The 15,031-nt window shown below is 72.6% G+C and carries 10 protein-coding genes; 3 read left to right on the top strand and 7 right to left on the bottom strand.

Going from position 1 to position 15,031, the window contains the following annotated elements; translation table 11 throughout:
- Window positions 1-85: 85 nt before the first annotated feature.
- The 5 genes from ACFY3N_RS12985 to uvrC form a co-directional block, all read right to left on the bottom strand.
- Window positions 86-3,040 carry a M14 family zinc carboxypeptidase gene (locus ACFY3N_RS12985; protein WP_390816691.1) on the bottom strand — a complete coding sequence of 985 codons (2,955 nt, stop codon included), beginning with the start codon at window positions 3,038-3,040 and terminating at the stop codon, window positions 86-88.
- Between the two features lie 146 nt (window positions 3,041-3,186).
- Window positions 3,187-4,176, bottom strand: a complete 990-nt coding sequence (gene whiA, locus ACFY3N_RS12980; RefSeq protein WP_390816690.1) for a DNA-binding protein WhiA — start codon at window positions 4,174-4,176, stop codon at window positions 3,187-3,189.
- Window positions 4,167-5,234 carry a uridine diphosphate-N-acetylglucosamine-binding protein YvcK gene (yvcK, locus tag ACFY3N_RS12975; protein ID WP_390816689.1) on the bottom strand — a complete coding sequence of 356 codons (1,068 nt, stop codon included), beginning with the start codon at window positions 5,232-5,234 and terminating at the stop codon, window positions 4,167-4,169. The genes whiA and yvcK overlap by 10 nt, the downstream gene beginning before the upstream one ends.
- Window positions 5,231-6,238 carry an RNase adapter RapZ gene (rapZ, locus tag ACFY3N_RS12970; protein ID WP_390816688.1) on the bottom strand — a complete coding sequence of 336 codons (1,008 nt, stop codon included), beginning with the start codon at window positions 6,236-6,238 and terminating at the stop codon, window positions 5,231-5,233. Before rapZ ends, yvcK begins: the two co-directional genes overlap by 4 nt.
- On the bottom strand, window positions 6,235-8,322 hold the full coding sequence (gene uvrC / locus ACFY3N_RS12965) for an excinuclease ABC subunit UvrC (protein ID WP_390816687.1): 2,088 nt from the start codon (window positions 8,320-8,322) through the stop codon (window positions 6,235-6,237). Before uvrC ends, rapZ begins: the two co-directional genes overlap by 4 nt.
- Before the next feature lie 158 nt (window positions 8,323-8,480).
- Here uvrC and ACFY3N_RS12960 point away from each other — a divergent pair, with 158 nt between their 5' ends.
- Together ACFY3N_RS12960 and ACFY3N_RS12955 are read left to right on the top strand one after the other, a co-directional pair.
- Window positions 8,481-8,648, top strand: coding sequence for a hypothetical protein (locus ACFY3N_RS12960; protein WP_390816686.1), 168 nt, complete (start codon window positions 8,481-8,483; stop codon window positions 8,646-8,648).
- A gap of 190 nt (window positions 8,649-8,838) precedes the next feature.
- Window positions 8,839-9,786: a hypothetical protein gene (locus ACFY3N_RS12955; RefSeq protein WP_390816685.1), complete on the top strand. Its 948-nt coding sequence runs from the start codon at window positions 8,839-8,841 to the stop codon at window positions 9,784-9,786.
- A 6-nt stretch (window positions 9,787-9,792) separates the two neighbouring features.
- Here the strand turns inward: ACFY3N_RS12955 and ACFY3N_RS12950 are convergent, their stop codons facing one another.
- A complete protein-coding gene (locus tag ACFY3N_RS12950; protein WP_390816684.1) occupies window positions 9,793-10,215 on the bottom strand; it encodes a Rieske 2Fe-2S domain-containing protein in 423 nt (140 codons plus the stop codon).
- 596 nt (window positions 10,216-10,811) lie between these two features.
- Here ACFY3N_RS12950 and ACFY3N_RS12945 point away from each other — a divergent pair.
- Window positions 10,812-11,729, top strand: a complete 918-nt coding sequence (locus ACFY3N_RS12945; protein ID WP_390816683.1) for a carbohydrate kinase — start codon at window positions 10,812-10,814, stop codon at window positions 11,727-11,729.
- A gap of 64 nt (window positions 11,730-11,793) precedes the next feature.
- On the opposite strand, the gene uvrA is transcribed toward ACFY3N_RS12945, so the two are convergent.
- Window positions 11,794-14,808 (bottom strand): excinuclease ABC subunit UvrA, encoded by a 3,015-nt coding sequence (gene uvrA / locus ACFY3N_RS12940; RefSeq protein ID WP_390816682.1) that lies wholly within the window; start codon window positions 14,806-14,808, stop codon window positions 11,794-11,796.
- Window positions 14,809-15,031: the final 223 nt, after the last annotated feature.

The following is a 15,031-nucleotide window of genomic DNA, read 5'->3' as shown; positions in this document are numbered from 1 at the left end:
TCGGTAGGGTGCGGACCGCCCGGGCCCGGCGGTCCGTCGTCACTCGTTTCGGCCACGGACCGTCCGCGCGCGCCGGCGCGTGGTGTCACCCGTCCAGGGCGGCCAGCGCCTTCCTCAGCAGCGCGGTCCGGTCGGCCGCGGAGGTGAGGTGCTCCAGGCCGAAGCCCAGCAGCACGGTGTCGCCGGTGGTGACCGCCCCGTAGGTCCGGAACAGCGCTCCGGTGCGCGTCCAGTCCTTCAGGACGGCCGGGCTGCCCGCGGGCGGTCCGGACACCCTCCAGGCGCCGAGCGAGCTCTCGAAGCCCTCGGTGCCGGCCGCGGCGGTGCCGGTCACGAGGGAGGCCTCGTCGGCCAGGACGCCGTGGCCGCCGCTGCCCGGGTCGGTGACGTAGGCGAGGGAGACCTCGACCGTCTTCCCGGCGTAGGCGCTCAGGTCGAACTCCACCTGCCGCCAGCCGCCGGAGGCGCCGGTGAGGCTGTTCCAGGAGCCGGTGGTGCCGGTCGCGGCGCAGCCGTCGTCGCCCGGGGTCAGGTAGTGCTCCAGCCAGGGGTGCTCGCCCAGGTAGAACCCGGCCGCGCACTCGGCCGGCACGGTGGTGCGGGTCGCGCCGCCGGCCTCGGGCAGGGTCGTCCAGTCGTCGGCGCCGGTGGTGTGCGCCTCGACGACGACGTGGTCGTAGCCCGGCTCGGTGTCCCACAGCAGCTGGGTGCGCAGGGTGGGCCGGTCGGCCGCGGCGGTGCCGGTGAGGTCGACGGTGCGGGTGAGGCGCTTGTAGCCGTCGTCGGTGTGCACGGCGGCGGCCATGTACGAGCCGGCGTAGGGCCCGTACGGGTTGACCGTGCCGGGGAACTCCCCGGCGCCGGCGCTCGCGAACTGCGGGTACCGGTCGGCGGGCAGCTCGTCGGAGGTGACGCCGTAGGTGCCGGCCTCGTCCAGCGGATTGCCGGGCGCGTCGCCGAGCGGGCCGGTGAAGCCGCCCAGGCCGCCGGAGCCGGTGAACGCCGTGGCCCCCGGGGTGGAGGTGCGGGAGTGGGCGCCCAGGTAGTACTGGCCGAAGTCGTCGGAGAACGTGCCGCCGCCGAGGTCGACGCCGCCGCCGGCCTGCTCGCCCGCCTCGATCAGCCGGCCCCCCTCGTTGAGGAAGGCCCGCAGCTGGAGCTGGGTGGCGATGCCCGGGGCGCCGGCGCCGGTGTGGTGCACGACCGTGTCGAAGTGGCTCAGCACGCCGAGCGCGTCCGGGGCCCCCCGCTCTGCGACGTCCCAGACCACCGCGCGGCGGCCGTTGGCCTTCAGCGCGTCGACGTACTTCTGGGCCTGCGTGCTCTTCGCGCCCTCCTCGGCGACGACGAGGACGTCCGCGCGGGGCCGTTCGGCGACGGTGTAGGTGAAGTGCTCGCTGGAGACGTTCCGGCCCCCGCGGGCCTCGCCGGTGAACCACACCTCGACCTTGTCGCCCGGGTCCGCGTGCCTCACCTCGGCCCGGTACTCGTCGAAGTAGAGGTTGTCCTCACCGCCGTACCGCTCGCCGCCCTTCCACCGTCCGAGGTCCGCGTCGTGCGTACGGCCGCCGTTGACCCGGTACTTGAGCTCCTTGTCGCGCACGGCCCTGCGGACGACGACGGAGACCTCCTGGCCGGCGCCGCGCGCGTACGACGTGTCGAAGGCCGCCGGGGTGAAGTCCGCGGCCTCCAGGCCGACCGGGGAGGACGGCCGGTCGGGGTGGGCGGCGGACTCGGCGACGGACAGCGCGAACGGGATGTTCTTCGCGAACTCCTGCTGGATCAGTTTCTCGTCGTCGGGGAAGTGGAAGCCCGACCGGCAGTCGCCGGCGTTCCACTCGTCGTCGGGGTCGGCCTCGGAGACGGTCTGGCAGGTCGACATCTCGGGGGTGAACATCGCCATGCCGTTGACGTTGGCCGCGTGACCGTCGGCCTCGCCGTTGGTGGTGTACAGCTCGGAGGAGAGCTGCGGGTGGTAGCCGGGGATCGCCGAGTTCCCGGGCGTGCCGGCGAGGGCCTCGTAGAGGACGTCGTCGGGGGTCGGCGTGGCCACCTGCCAGCCGACCCCGTAGAGGAGGAGCTCGGCCGCGGAGTGGTAGTTGATGCCGTAGGTGAAGCCGATGCGCTTCTCGAAGGCGTCGACGGCCTTGGTCTCGGGCTCGGAGCCCGGGCTCGCGCCGCGGTAGGTCTGGCTGGTGGGGTTGGGGGACGAGCCCTCGTCGTCGTAGCCCCACTTGTAGGGGAAGTTGCGGTTGAGGTCCACGCCGTCGCCGGTGCCGATGACGCCGTCGCCGTTGACGTCCCGCAGGTTCTTGCGCCAGAGGCGGTTGTCGTCGTCGGCGAAGGTGTAGTCGTAGCCGTCGGGGTTGGCGGAGAGGACGAACCACAGTTCCGTGGTGTCCACGATCTTCTTGATCCGCTTGTCCGTGCGGTACGAGTCCAGGTAGTGGTGCATCAGCCGCCGGGTCATCTCCGGCGTGATCCACTCGCGCGCGTGCTGGTTCGACAGGTAGAGGACGGCCGGCTTCGACCCGTCCTTCGTCTTCCTGGCCTTCCTGGTGACCTTCAGGGCGAGGATGTCCTGGCCCCTGACCGTCTTTCCGATGGAGACGACCTTGGTGAGGCCGGGGTTCTCCCGCGCGGTGCGCAGGATCTCCTCCCGCAGGCCGCCCGCGCCGCTGTACGGACGGAACACGCCCTCGGCGGCGTCCTCGACGCGGGTCTCCGCGCGGGCGGAGAGCGCGTGCTCGGCGAGGTCGACGCCCTGTTCCTCCAGCTTCTCGGCCTGTCCCTCGGTGAGGTAGACCTCCACGGTGGCCGTGCCCTTGTCGGGCACCCGCTCACCGAGTTCGTGACCGTCCTGCCCCGCCGCGAGGAGCAGGGACACCTGCGCCTTGGTGACGTCGGCGCGGAAGACCTTGACCTCGTCGGTGTCGGAGGCCGCGGGGTTTCCGGGTTGTGCCTGGGCGATGGGCGCTAAGCCCGCTCCGCCGATCAGGAGCGTGCCGACAGCGAGGATCGATCTCGCTCTGTGTCTCATGAGGCCCCCTGGAAGTGGTCCGCCACGGCGGCGAACAGATGCCAGGCTCATGACACATGATGATCGAGTCAAGGGTGCCGCCACGACACACGGGAACCGGCGCCGGTCACCCGAGTGGGCGCCGGCGCCGGTCTCCTGACCTGCCGTCAGACCATGAGCTTGTCGTCCAGCTCCTCGCCGATGTTGGCCTCCGTGCCCGGGATGCCCAGGTCGGAGGCGCGCTTGTCGGCCATCGCCAGCAGCCGGCGGATACGGCCGGCCACGGCGTCCTTGGTGAGCGGCGGGTCGGCGAGCGCGCCCAGCTCCTCCAGGGAGGCCTGCTTGTGCTCCATGCGCAGCCGGCCGGCCGCGGCGAGGTGCTCGGGGACGTCGTCGGCGAGGATCTCCAGGGCGCGCTGGACGCGGGCGCCGGCGGCGACGGCCGCGCGGGCGGAGCGGCGGAGGTTGGCGTCGTCGAAGTTGGCCAGCCGGTTCGCCGTGGCCCGGACCTCGCGGCGCATCCGGCGCTCCTCCCAGGCCAGCACCGACTCGTGCGCGCCGAGCCGGGTGAGCAGCGCGCCGATCGCGTCGCCGTCGCGGACCACGACCCGGTCCACTCCGCGCACCTCGCGCGCCTTGGCGGCGATCGACAGCCGGCGGGCGGCGCCGACCAGGGCGAGCGCGGCCTCGGGGCCGGGGCAGGTCACCTCCAGGGAGGAGGAGCGGCCGGGCTCGGTGAGGGAGCCGTGGGCCAGGAAGGCACCGCGCCAGGCCGCCTCGGCGTCACAGGTGGCCCCGGAGACCACCTGCGGGGGCAGGCCGCGGATCGGACGGCCGCGGCCGTCCACCAGGCCGGTCTGGCGGGCCAGCTGGTCGCCGCCCGCGACCACCCGGACGACGTAGCGCGAGCCGCGGCGGAGTCCGCCCGGGGCCATCACGATCAGTTCGGAGCTGTGGCCGAAGATCTCCAGGATGTCCCGCTTGAGGCGGCGGGCCGCCATCGCCGTGTCCAGCTCCGCCTCGATCACGATGCGCCCGCTCACCAGGTGGAGGCCGCCGGCGAACCGCAGGATGGCGGAGACCTCCGCCTTTCTGCAGCAGGTCCGGGTGACGGGGAGCCGGGAGATCTCGTCCTTCACCGCTGCCGTCATCGCCATGGGCCGATCCTTCCATGCATCCGAAAAATACGGTCGTACGCGGCGGCCAACAGCTCCGGGTCGTGCCGGGGGCTTCCGTCGGGCCTGGCCACCGGGGCCAGCTCGACCGCGGCGCCGAACCGCTCGGCGGCATCCGTCAGCGAGTCGCGGTCGGGCACGGCGGCCTCGTCGGCCAGCACCACGTCCAGGGCGAGTTTAGGGGCGTGTCGTCCCAAAACCTCCAAATGACGCTGCGGGGAGAAGCCCTCGGTTTCTCCTGGCTGCGGGGCGAGGTTAAGCGAGAGTACCCGGCGCGCCTTGGTCTCGATGAGGGCGTCCAGCAGTTCCGGTACCAACAGGTGCGGGATGACCGAGGAGAACCAGGAGCCGGGGCCGAGCACCACCCAGTCGGCGTCGAGGACCGCCGCGACCGCCTCGGGGACGGCGGGCGGGTCGTTCGGCACGAGGTGCACGGACTGCACCTCGCCCGGGGTGAGCGCGACGGTGGCCTGGCCGCGGACGGTGCCGATCTCGTCGGGCCGCTCGGGATCGTGGCCCCTGACCAGGGCCTGGAGCTCCAGCGGCACGGCGGACATGGGCAGCACCCGCCCGTGCGCGCCGAGCAGCCGGCCCACCAGGTCCAGCGCCTGGACGTGGTCGCCGAGCTGCTCCCACAGGGCGACGATCAGCAGATTGCCGACCGCGTGCTCGTGCAGATCGCCCTGGGACTGGAAGCGGTGCTGGATGACGCGGGCCCAGGTCTGGCCCCAGTCGTCGTCGCCGCACAGCGCGGCCAGGGCCTTGCGCAGGTCACCGGGGGGCAGCACGCCCAGTTCGTCGCGCAGGCGCCCGCTGGAGCCGCCGTCGTCGGCCACCGTGACGACGGCGGTGAGGTCGCCGGTGATCCGGCGCAGCGCGGCGAGCGAGGCGGACAGGCCCATGCCGCCGCCGAGGGCGACGACCTTGGGCTGGGCGCCCCGGCGGCGCGGCCTCGCGCCACGGGTCTCGGCCGGCCGGCTCACGCGTCCCTCGGGGACCGCTCTGCGCAGCCGGCTCAGCCGCGGAGTACGTGGTGTCATTCCCGTCCCATGTCCCGGTGGACCACCACCGTCTCCACGCCCTCGGCGGCGAGCCGGGCGGCGAGCTTCTCCGACATGGCGACCGACCGGTGCTTGCCCCCGGTGCAGCCGACGGCGATGGTCACATAGCGCTTGCCCTCACGACGGTAGCCCGCGGCGACCAGCCGCAGCAGCTCGGCGTACCGGTCGAGGAACTCCTTGGCGCCGGGCTGGTTGAAGACGTACGACGCCACCTCCTCGTTGAGGCCGGTGTACGGGCGCAGTTCGGGGACCCAGTGCGGGTTGGGCAGGAACCGCATGTCCACGACCAGGTCGGCGTCGACCGGGAGGCCGTACTTGAAGCCGAAGGACATGACGGTGGCCCGCAGCTCGGGCTCCTCCTCGCCGGCGAACTGGGCGTCCATCTTGGCGCGCAGCTCGTGCACGTTGAGGCTGGAGGTGTCGATCACCAGGTCGGCGTCGCCGCGCAGCTCGCGCAGCAGCTCCCGCTCGGCGGCGATGCCGTCGACGATGCGGCCGTCGCCCTGGAGGGGGTGCGGGCGGCGCACCGACTCGAAGCGGCGCACCAGGGCGTCGTCGGAGGACTCCAGGAAGACGGTCCGCCGGGTGACGCCCCGCGCGTCGAGGTCGGCGAGGGACTCGCGGAGGTTGTCGAAGAAGCGCCGGCCGCGGACGTCGACGACGACCGCGATCCGCGCCACGTTGCCCTGCGAGCGCGCGCCGAGCTCCACCATGGTGGGGATCAGCGCGGGCGGCAGGTTGTCCACGACGAACCAGCCGAGGTCCTCCAGACACTTCGCGGCCGTCGAACGGCCGGCCCCGGACATGCCGGAGATGATCACCAGCTCGGGGATGGCCGCCTCGGGCACCCCGGCCTTTTCCTTGCCCGTACTCACCTGTGCTCCGTCGTCCTGGCGGGCGGCGGTCCGGCCGGTGCCGTCCCCGCCTGTCTCCTGCTGGGTCCGGTCCCGCTCCGGCGCCGGTCCCGTCTCGTGCTCGGTCATCGCTCCTGCCCCCGTCGTTCGTCCGGGGCGCCCGTGGACACGGGCTCCCCGGGAGAACCCGTCGCCTGCCCGGGTTCTCCCGTGTCATCCATGATCTCGCCCGTCGCCGTGTTCACGGCGGGGGCGGCGGGTGCCGCCCGGGCGAGGGCCGCGACGATCGTCTCGGCCGTCTTGCGGCCTATGCCCGGGACCTCGCAGATCTGGTCGATCGTCGCCGAGCGCAGCCTCTTCACCGAACCGAAGTGCTTGATCAGTGCCTGCTTGCGCGTCTCGCCGAGACCGGGGACCTCGTCCAGCGGGCCGGCACGGAAGCGTTTGGCGCGCTTGACGCGCTGGTAGGTGATCGCGAACCGGTGGGCCTCGTCGCGGACCCGCTGGAGCAGGTAGAGGCCCTCGCTGGTGCGCGGCAGCACCACCGGGTCGGTTTCGCCCGGCAGCCAGACCTCCTCCAGCCGCTTGGCGAGGCCGCACACGGCGATGTCGTCGATGCCCAGCTCGTCCAGCGCCCGCCGGGCCGCCGCGACCTGCGGCGCGCCGCCGTCGACGACGACGAGCTGCGGCGGGTAGGCGAAGCGCCTGGGGCGGCCGTCGTCCTCCGTGAGGGTGCGCGCGGGCGGCTCGGCGAGGCCTGCGGAGGGGGCCTCGGCGCCGGGCTCCTCGCCGTCGGTCCACTCCCCCGTCCGCTCCTTCTCCGCGAGGTAGCGCCTGAAGCGCCGGGTGATCACCTCGTGCATCGAGCGGACGTCGTCCTGCCCGGCGAAGCTTTTGATCTGGAAGCGGCGGTACTCGCTCTTGCGGGCCAGTCCGTCCTCGAAGACGACCATGGAGGCCACCACGTCGTCGCCCTGGAGGTGCGAGATGTCGTAGCACTCGATCCTGAGCGGGGCGCTGTCCAGCTCCAGGGCGTCGGCGATCTCCTCCAGCGCGCGCGAGCGCGTGGTCAGGTCGGAGGCGCGCTTGGTCTTGTGCAGTACGAGCGACTGCCGGGCGTTGCGCTCCACGGTCTCCATCAGGGCCTTCTTGTCCCCGCGCTGCGGGACCCGCAGGGAGACACCGGAGCCGCGCCGCCCGGTCAGCCACTGCTGGACCGGCTCCACCGGGTCGGGCAGGGCGGGGACCAGGACCTCCCGGGGGACCGCGTCGCCGGTCTCCTCGCCGTAGAGCTGCTGCAGCGCGTGCTCGACGAGGGCGCCGGTGGTGACGTCCTCGACCTTGTCGGTGACCCAGCCGCGCTGGCCGCGCACGCGTCCGCCGCGGACGTGGAAGATCTGGACGGCCGCCTCCAGCTCGTCCTCGGCGACCGCGATCAGGTCGGCGTCGGTCGCGTCGGCGAGCACGACCGCGCTCTTCTCCATGGCCTTCTTCAGGGCCCCGATGTCGTCGCGCAGGCGGGCGGCCCGCTCGTACTCCATCTCCTCGGCCGCCTCCGCCATCTGCCGCTCCAGGCGGCGGAGGTGGGCGCCCGTACGGCCGGCCATGAAGTCGGAGAACTCCTCGGCCAGTCCGCGGTGGTCCTCGGCGGAGATGCGGTCCACACACGGAGCCGAGCACTTGCCGATGTAGCCGAGCAGACAGGGGCGGCCGGTGCGGGCGGCGTTCTTGAACACCCCGGCCGAGCAGGTGCGCACCGGGAAGACGCGCAGCAGCAGGTCCACGGTGTCCCGGATCGCCCACGCGTGCGTGTACGGGCCGAAGTAACGCACGCCCTTCTTCTTGTGACCGCGCATCACCTGGACGCGCGGGAACTCCTCGTTCATCGTCACCGCGAGGTACGGATAGCTCTTGTCGTCGCGGTACTTGACGTTGAACCGGGGGTCGTACTCCTTGATCCAGGAGTACTCCAGCTGGAGCGCCTCGACCTCCGTGGACACCACCGTCCACTCCACGGACGCGGCCGTGGTGACCATGGAGCGGGTGCGCGGGTGCAGCCCGGCCAGGTCCTGGAAGTAGTTCGCCAGGCGCTGGCGCAGGCTCTTCGCCTTTCCGACGTAGATCACCCGGTGGTGCTCGTCGCGGAACCGGTAGACCCCCGGCGAGTCGGGGATCTCACCCGGTTTGGGGCGGTAGCTGGAGGGGTCGGCCATGTCTCACACCCTACTGGCGGGGACCGACACCGCGGCGGGCCCGTGGACGCGGGCGGCCCGGCCGGGTCCGGATGGGTTACGGCGTGCGCGAAGCGGGAAGGTGGGGGGTCCGTCCCTCGGGCGAGCGGCGGACGGTCACGAGTCGGAGGGCTGGTCGGATGCGACGGACGCGGATCGAGAAACCACGACGGCAGGCCCGGACCCGCCGGTACGCCGACGAGACGTCCGGCCTCGTCGACCCCCTCGACCCGCGCGATCCCGACGTCGTGCGCGCGAAGCGCCTGCGGACGCGGGTGGAGGGCCGGGGCGGGACCGGCGCGTCGTAGGGCCGGTGCGGGCCGCCGTGGGGCGTGAGGTGTTGTCGGGACTTGGCCGACACGCTTCAATGCGGGGGAACTCCGGGCCCTGGACGACGGCGTACGGATGTGAAGGCTCCGCCCCGTCGGCGGGGACGGCTCCGGGGTGCCCGCGCGACGGTCCGACCAGCCGTCGCGGACTTCACAGAAAGGCCCCTGCATGCCGCACGCCACACCGCACGCGGACGTCGTCACCGCGGAACTGGACTCGGCCCTGCGCGGCGGCCCCTTCCACGTCGCCCTGCGCGCGGCGATCGCCGCGCGGGGGCTGCCGTTGCAGCGGGTGCAGCACCACCTGTCGCGGCACGGCGTGAAGGTCGGCGTCACCAGTCTGAGTTACTGGCAGCAGGGGGCCCGCCGCCCGCAACGCCCGGAGTCGCTGCGCGCCGTACGGGCGCTGGAGGAGATCCTGCAGTTGCCGAAGGAGTCGCTGATCCGGCTGCTCGCCGAGCCGGACGCGCACGTGGCGGACCGGTGCTCCCCCGGGCGGTCCCACCGGTCCCTGGTCGAGGCCTCGGGCGTGCGGGAGCGGCTGCTGGCCGAATTCGGCGCCCCGCGCGACGGCGGGCTGCACACCCTGGGGCACCACGAACGGATACGGATAGGGGCGCGCCGCGAACTGGCGGAGCGCGAGTCGCACCACATCGTGCGCGCCCACCGGGACGGCGTCGACCGCTACGTGGCCGTCCACCACGGCGACCCCGGTGCCGCGCCGGAGCGGATGACCGTGCGCGCGTTGGAGAACTGCCGCACCGGGCGCGTGCGCTGGCACCACGGCACCGGGGTGCTCGCGGCCGAGCTGCTCTTCGACACCCGGCTGCGGGCCGGTGACACCTTCCTCTTCCGCTACGCCGTCGAGGACGGCACGGCGGGCGTCTCGCGCGAGTACGTGCGCGGGGCGGAGTCACCCGGCGGCCAGTACGCGCTCCAGGTGTGCTTCGACTCCGGGGTCCTCCCGGTGGGCTGCCACCGGTTCACCCAGCACTCGGCGGCGGCACCGCGCGGCGGCCGTCAGGAGCTGGCGCTCAGCGGCCGGCACCGCTCGGTGCACCTGGTGGAACCGCGCGTGCGGCCGGGTTATGTGGGGATCGCCTGGGACTGGGAGTGACCGCGGTCACTCCTGCGGCGTGGCGATCACGGTGCCGTTCTTCACCTCGACGACCAGCGCCTTCAGGGGGGCCACGGCCGGCTCGCGCAGCACCTTGCCGGTGGTGGCGTCGAACTCGCTGCCGTGGCAGGGGCAGATCAGCTTCGTGCCCTCGAGCTTGTTGATGGGGCATCCCGCGTGGGTGCAGACGGTGTCGTACGCCTTGAGGGTGCCGTCCTCGCTCCGGCTGACCACGACGTTGTGGTCCCGGTAGAGCTTCGCGCCGTCCTCGGCGACCTCGCTCTCGGGGCCCAGCTCGACGGGGCCGGTCAGCCGCACGGGGTCCTTCTCGGTGCGTCCGCACGCGGTGAGACCCAGTCCGGCGACGGGGGTGAGGGCCGCGCCCCGCAGGACGGTACGGCGGCTCGCGGCGGGTCGGCGGGTGGGCATGAGGGCTCCACGGGTGGGACGGCGGTGCGTGGGCGGACACCGGGGACGATACCGGGGGTGACGGTCCCGGCTGTGGGCGGGTGCGGGGCGGGGTGCCGGGCGGGGGCTGCCGCGGGGGTGTCGAGCAGCGTCCGCAAGCGTTTACGCACGCCCGGCGGATGGGATACGGTCCCCACCCGAGAGGTGACACGTGGTGCACGGCTGTGCGGAGTCGGCGGGCGCGGAACGGGCCGTCGTCGGTCCGCTGTCCCTCGGTTCGCGTCCCACCGCGCCGGTGACCGCCGGCAACGCCGTGCCGATCGGGGCGCCGCGGGCGCCCGGGCCGTCCGGGCCCGGGGACATCGCGCGGTGTTCCCTCGACGACTCCGCGCGGGCGGATCCGCGCACGCCCCGCCCCACGGCGATCACGCGGCCCGGCGGGGACACCGGCGCCCGGGCCGGGCGCGTCCTCCGGACCGTCCCGCCGGACCGGACCGTCCCGCGCGGACCGGACACCTGCCGCGCGCCTTCGCGCACCGCATGTCCTGGGGCTGCCCGGACGGACCGGGGCACCCCGCAGACCGAGAAGCCCGATCCTTCGAAGAAGGGAACCCCTCGTGATCGTCGTAGCCGGTGAGGCACTGATCGACCTGGTACCGCGCGGTGCGGGTGCGCTCACGGCGCTGACGCCGGCGCTCGGCGGCGGCCCGTTCAACACGGCGGTGGCGCTGGGCCGCCTCGGCTCCCCCACCGCGTTCTGCTCCCGGGTGTCGCGCGACGCCTTCGGTGCGGCACTGCTGGACCGGCTGCGGGAGACCGGTGTGGACGTGTCGTCGGTGCAGCGCGGGGACGAGCCGACGACACTGGCCGTCGCCACGGTCGGCACGGACGGCTCGGCGGCGTACTCCTTCTACGTGGAGGGAACCGCGGACCGGCTGTTCACGGCCCCCGACACGTTGCCGGCCGGCGCCCGCGCGGTGTCCTTCGGGACCTGCTCCCTCGTGCTGGAGCCGGGCGCGAGCGCGTACGAGGAGCTGATGCGCGCCGCCTCCGCGCGGGGCGTCTTCACCGCGCTGGACCCCAACGTCCGGCCGGGCCTCATCCCCGACCCCGACGCCTACCGGGCCCGGTTCCGGAGCTGGCTGCCGTCGGTGTCGCTGCTGAAGCTGTCCGCGGAGGACGCCGAGTGGCTCGGCGGGTCCCCGAAGGAGTGGCTGGCGGCCGGTCCGGCGGCGGTCGTGGTCACCCGGGGCGGGGACGGTCTGACCGCTTTCACCCGCGACGGCGGCGAGTACGCCGTGCCGGGTGAGCGGGTCGAGGTGGTGGACACGATCGGCGCCGGTGACACGGTGAACGCGGCACTGCTGCACGGACTCGCGGTGCGGGACGCGCTCAGTGACGCGGGGGTGGCCGCGCTGGGCGGCGAGGGCTGGGCGGGCCTGCTCGGGTTCGCGGCGCGCGCGGCGGCGGTCACCTGCTCCCGTGCGGGCGCGGAACCGCCGTACGCCCGTGAACTGGAGCCGGAGGCCGCCTGACGCGCGCACGCGCCGTGCCGTACGGGGGTTCCCGTGCGGCACGGCGCGTGCGGGTGCGGGCCGGTCAGGCCTTGGTCGCCCGCGTCGTCTTCTTCGCGGCGGCCTTGGTGGCCGTCTTCCTGGCGGCCGTACCGTCGACCGCCTTGGTGGCCGTCTTCCTGGTGGTGGCCCCGGCGGCGGCCGTCTTCTTCGCCGCAGCCTTGCGCGGGGCCCGCACCTGCGCGGCGTCGCTGATCCGCTCCGCCCCCAGGATGTCCCGCAGGAACTTGCCGGTGTGGCTGGCCGGAACGCCCGCCACCTGCTCGGGCGTGCCCTCCGCGACGACCAAACCGCCGCCGGAACCGCCCTCGGGGCCCATGTCCACGACCCAGTCGGCGGTCTTGATCACGTCGAGGTTGTGCTCGATGACGATGACCGTGTTGCCCTTGTCGACCAGGCCGGACAGGACCTTCAGCAGCTTGCTGATGTCCTCGAAGTGCAGACCGGTGGTCGGCTCGTCCAGGACGTAGACCGTACGGCCGGTGGAGCGCTTCTGCAGCTCGCTGGCGAGCTTCACCCGCTGGGCCTCGCCGCCGGACAGGGTGGTCGCGGACTGGCCGAGCCGGACGTAGCCGAGACCGACGTCGTTGAGCGTCCTCAGGTGGCGGGCGATGGCCGGGACGGCCTCGAAGAAGTGCATGGCCTCTTCGATCGGCATGTTCAGGACGTCGGCGACGGACTTGCCCTTGTAGTGGACCTCCAGGGTCTCCCGGTTGTAACGGGCGCCGTGGCAGACCTCGCACGGGACGTACACGTCCGGGAGGAAGTTCATCTCGATCTTGATCGTGCCGTCGCCCGCGCAGTTCTCGCAGCGGCCGCCCTTGACGTTGAACGAGAACCGGCCCGGCAGGTAGCCGCGGACCTTCGCCTCGGTGGTCTCGGCGAACAGCTTGCGGACATGGTCGAAGACACCGGTGTACGTCGCCGGGTTGGAGCGCGGGGTGCGGCCGATGGGCGACTGGTCGACGTGGACGACCTTGTCGACGAGATCGTCGCCGTCCACCCGCGTGTGCCGGCCGGGGACGCTGCGGGCGCCGTTCAGCTCGCGGGCGAGGTGGGTGTACAGGATGTCGTTGACCAGAGTGGACTTGCCGGAGCCGGACACGCCGGTGACCGCGGTGAAGACGCCCAGCGGGAAGGACACGTCGATGTCCTGAAGGTTGTTCTCGCGGGCGCCGTGCACCGTGAGCCGGCGCGACGGGTCGTGCGGGCGGCGGACGTCGGGCAGCGGGATGGCCTTCTTGCCGGACAGGTACTGGCCGGTCTGCGACTCGGCGTTGGCGAGCAGCTCCTTGAGGGAGCCGCTGTGCACGACCTTGCCGCCGTGCTCGCCGGCGCCGGGGCCGATGTCGACGATCCAGTCGGCGACCTTGATGGTGTCCTCGTCGTGCTCCACGACGATGAGCGTGTTGCCCATGTCGCGCAGCCGGACCAGGGTCTCGATCAACCGGTGGTTGTCGCGCTGGTGCAGGCCGATGGAGGGCTCGTCGAGGACGTAGAGCACGCCGACGAGTCCGGAGCCGATCTGGGTGGCCAGGCGGATGCGCTGGGCCTCGCCGCCGGAGAGGGTGCCCGCCGCGCGGTTGAGCGAGAGGTAGTCCAGGCCGACGTCGACCAGGAACCGCAGCCGCTCGTTGACCTCCTTGAGCACGCGCTCGGCGATCTTCTTGTCGCGGGCGGTGAGCTTCAGCTCGCCCAGGAAGTCCGCGCAGTCGCTGATGGACATGCCGGAGACCTCGGCGATGGACTTGCCCATGACCGTGACGGCGAGGACGACCGGCTTGAGCCGGGTGCCCTCACAGGCGGGGCAGGGCACCTCGCGCATGTAGCCCTCGAAGCGCTCGCGGCCGGCGTCGCTCTCGGCCTCGCTGTGCCGGCGCTTGACGAAGGGGAGGGCGCCCTCGAAGGCCGTGGTGTACCGGCGCTCGCGGCCGTAGCGGTTGCGGTAGCGGACCTCGACCTGGGTCTTGTGGCCGTGCAGCAGGGCCTTCTTGGCGCGCTGCGGCAGTCCCGCGAACGGGATGTCGGTGCGGAAGCCGAGCGCGTCCGCGAGGGCGCCGATCAGACGGTCGAAGTAGTCCTTGGTGTGGCCGTGCGACCACGGGTGGATGGCGCCCTCGTCGAGGCTCTTGTCCGGGTCGGGGACGATCAGCTCGGGGTCGACCTCCATGCGCGTGCCGATGCCGGTGCACTCGGGGCAGGCGCCGAAGGGCGAGTTGAAGGAGAAGGAGCGCGGCTCCAGCTCCTCGAAGGACAGGTCGTCGTACGGGCAGTACAGGTGCTCGGAGTACATGCGCTCGCGCTCGGGGTCGTCCTCGGGGAGGTCGACGAAGTCGAGCACGACCATGCCGCCGGAGAGGCCGAGGGCGGTCTCGACGGAGTCGGTGAGGCGGCGCTTGGCACCGTCCTTGACCGTGAGGCGGTCGACGACCACCTCGATGGTGTGCTTCTCCTGCTTCTTCAGCGTGGGCGGGCTGGAGAGCTGGATCGTCTCGCCGTCCACCCGCGCGCGGGAGTAGCCCTTGGTCTGGAGGTCGGAGAAGAGGTCGACGAACTCGCCCTTGCGCTCGCGCACCAGCGGCGACAGCACCTGGAAGCGGCTGCCCTCCGGCAGCTCCAGGACCTTGTCGACGATGGCCTGCGGCGACTGGCGCGAGATCGGCCGGGAACACTCGGGGCAGTGCGGCCTGCCGATGCGCGCGAAGAGCAGGCGCAGGTAGTCGTAGACCTCGGTGATGGTGCCCACCGTGGAGCGCGGGTTGCGGGAGGTCGACTTCTGGTCGATGGAGACCGCCGGGGACAGGCCCTCGATGAAGTCGACGTCCGGCTTGTCCATCTGGCCGAGGAACTGCCGGGCGTACGAGGAGAGCGACTCCACGTAGCGCCGCTGCCCCTCGGCGAAGATCGTGTCGAAGGCCAGTGAGGACTTGCCCGACCCCGACAGGCCCGTGAAGACGATGAGCGAGTCGCGCGGGAGATCGAGCGAGACGTTCTTGAGGTTGTGCTCGCGCGCTCCACGGACGATGAGACGGTCGGCCACGCCGGTCCGCACCTTTCTTGAGAGAAGTGACAGGGGCGGGGCCCCCGTCTTTCCCAGACTAGGGGGAGCCACTGACAACGCCGGTTCGGATTCACGGGTTGTCAACAAACCCCGGCTCTCCAGCATGCCCGACGCCGAACACGACCATATAGCACGTGCATTCGATTCAGGGCGCGGCTTCGCCACCTTCACCCGATGGTGTGACAGGGCTAGGGTCAGCACC

Source organism: Streptomyces sp. NPDC000348 (genome assembly GCF_042898795.1).
In the GTDB taxonomy this organism is placed as follows: Bacteria; Actinomycetota; Actinomycetes; order Streptomycetales; family Streptomycetaceae; genus Streptomyces.
This window is presented reverse-complemented; position numbering and strand designations above follow the sequence as displayed.

Excerpts from the sequence above, each read along its gene's own strand:
- whiA (WP_390816690.1), bottom strand. The coding sequence starts at position 4,176 with ATGGCGATGACGGCAGCGGTGAAGGACGAGATCTCCCGGCTCCCCGTC.
- ACFY3N_RS12950 (WP_390816684.1), bottom strand. The coding sequence starts at position 10,215 with ATGCCCACCCGCCGACCCGCCGCGAGCCGCCGTACCGTCCTGCGGGGC.
- ACFY3N_RS12955 (WP_390816685.1), top strand. The coding sequence starts at position 8,839 with ATGCCGCACGCCACACCGCACGCGGACGTCGTCACCGCGGAACTGGAC.
- uvrC (WP_390816687.1), bottom strand. The coding sequence starts at position 8,322 with ATGGCCGACCCCTCCAGCTACCGCCCCAAACCGGGTGAGATCCCCGAC.
- rapZ (WP_390816688.1), bottom strand. The coding sequence starts at position 6,238 with ATGACCGAGCACGAGACGGGACCGGCGCCGGAGCGGGACCGGACCCAG.
- ACFY3N_RS12960 (WP_390816686.1), top strand. The coding sequence starts at position 8,481 with ATGCGACGGACGCGGATCGAGAAACCACGACGGCAGGCCCGGACCCGC.
- ACFY3N_RS12985 (WP_390816691.1), bottom strand. The coding sequence starts at position 3,040 with ATGAGACACAGAGCGAGATCGATCCTCGCTGTCGGCACGCTCCTGATC.
- yvcK (WP_390816689.1), bottom strand. The coding sequence starts at position 5,234 with ATGACACCACGTACTCCGCGGCTGAGCCGGCTGCGCAGAGCGGTCCCC.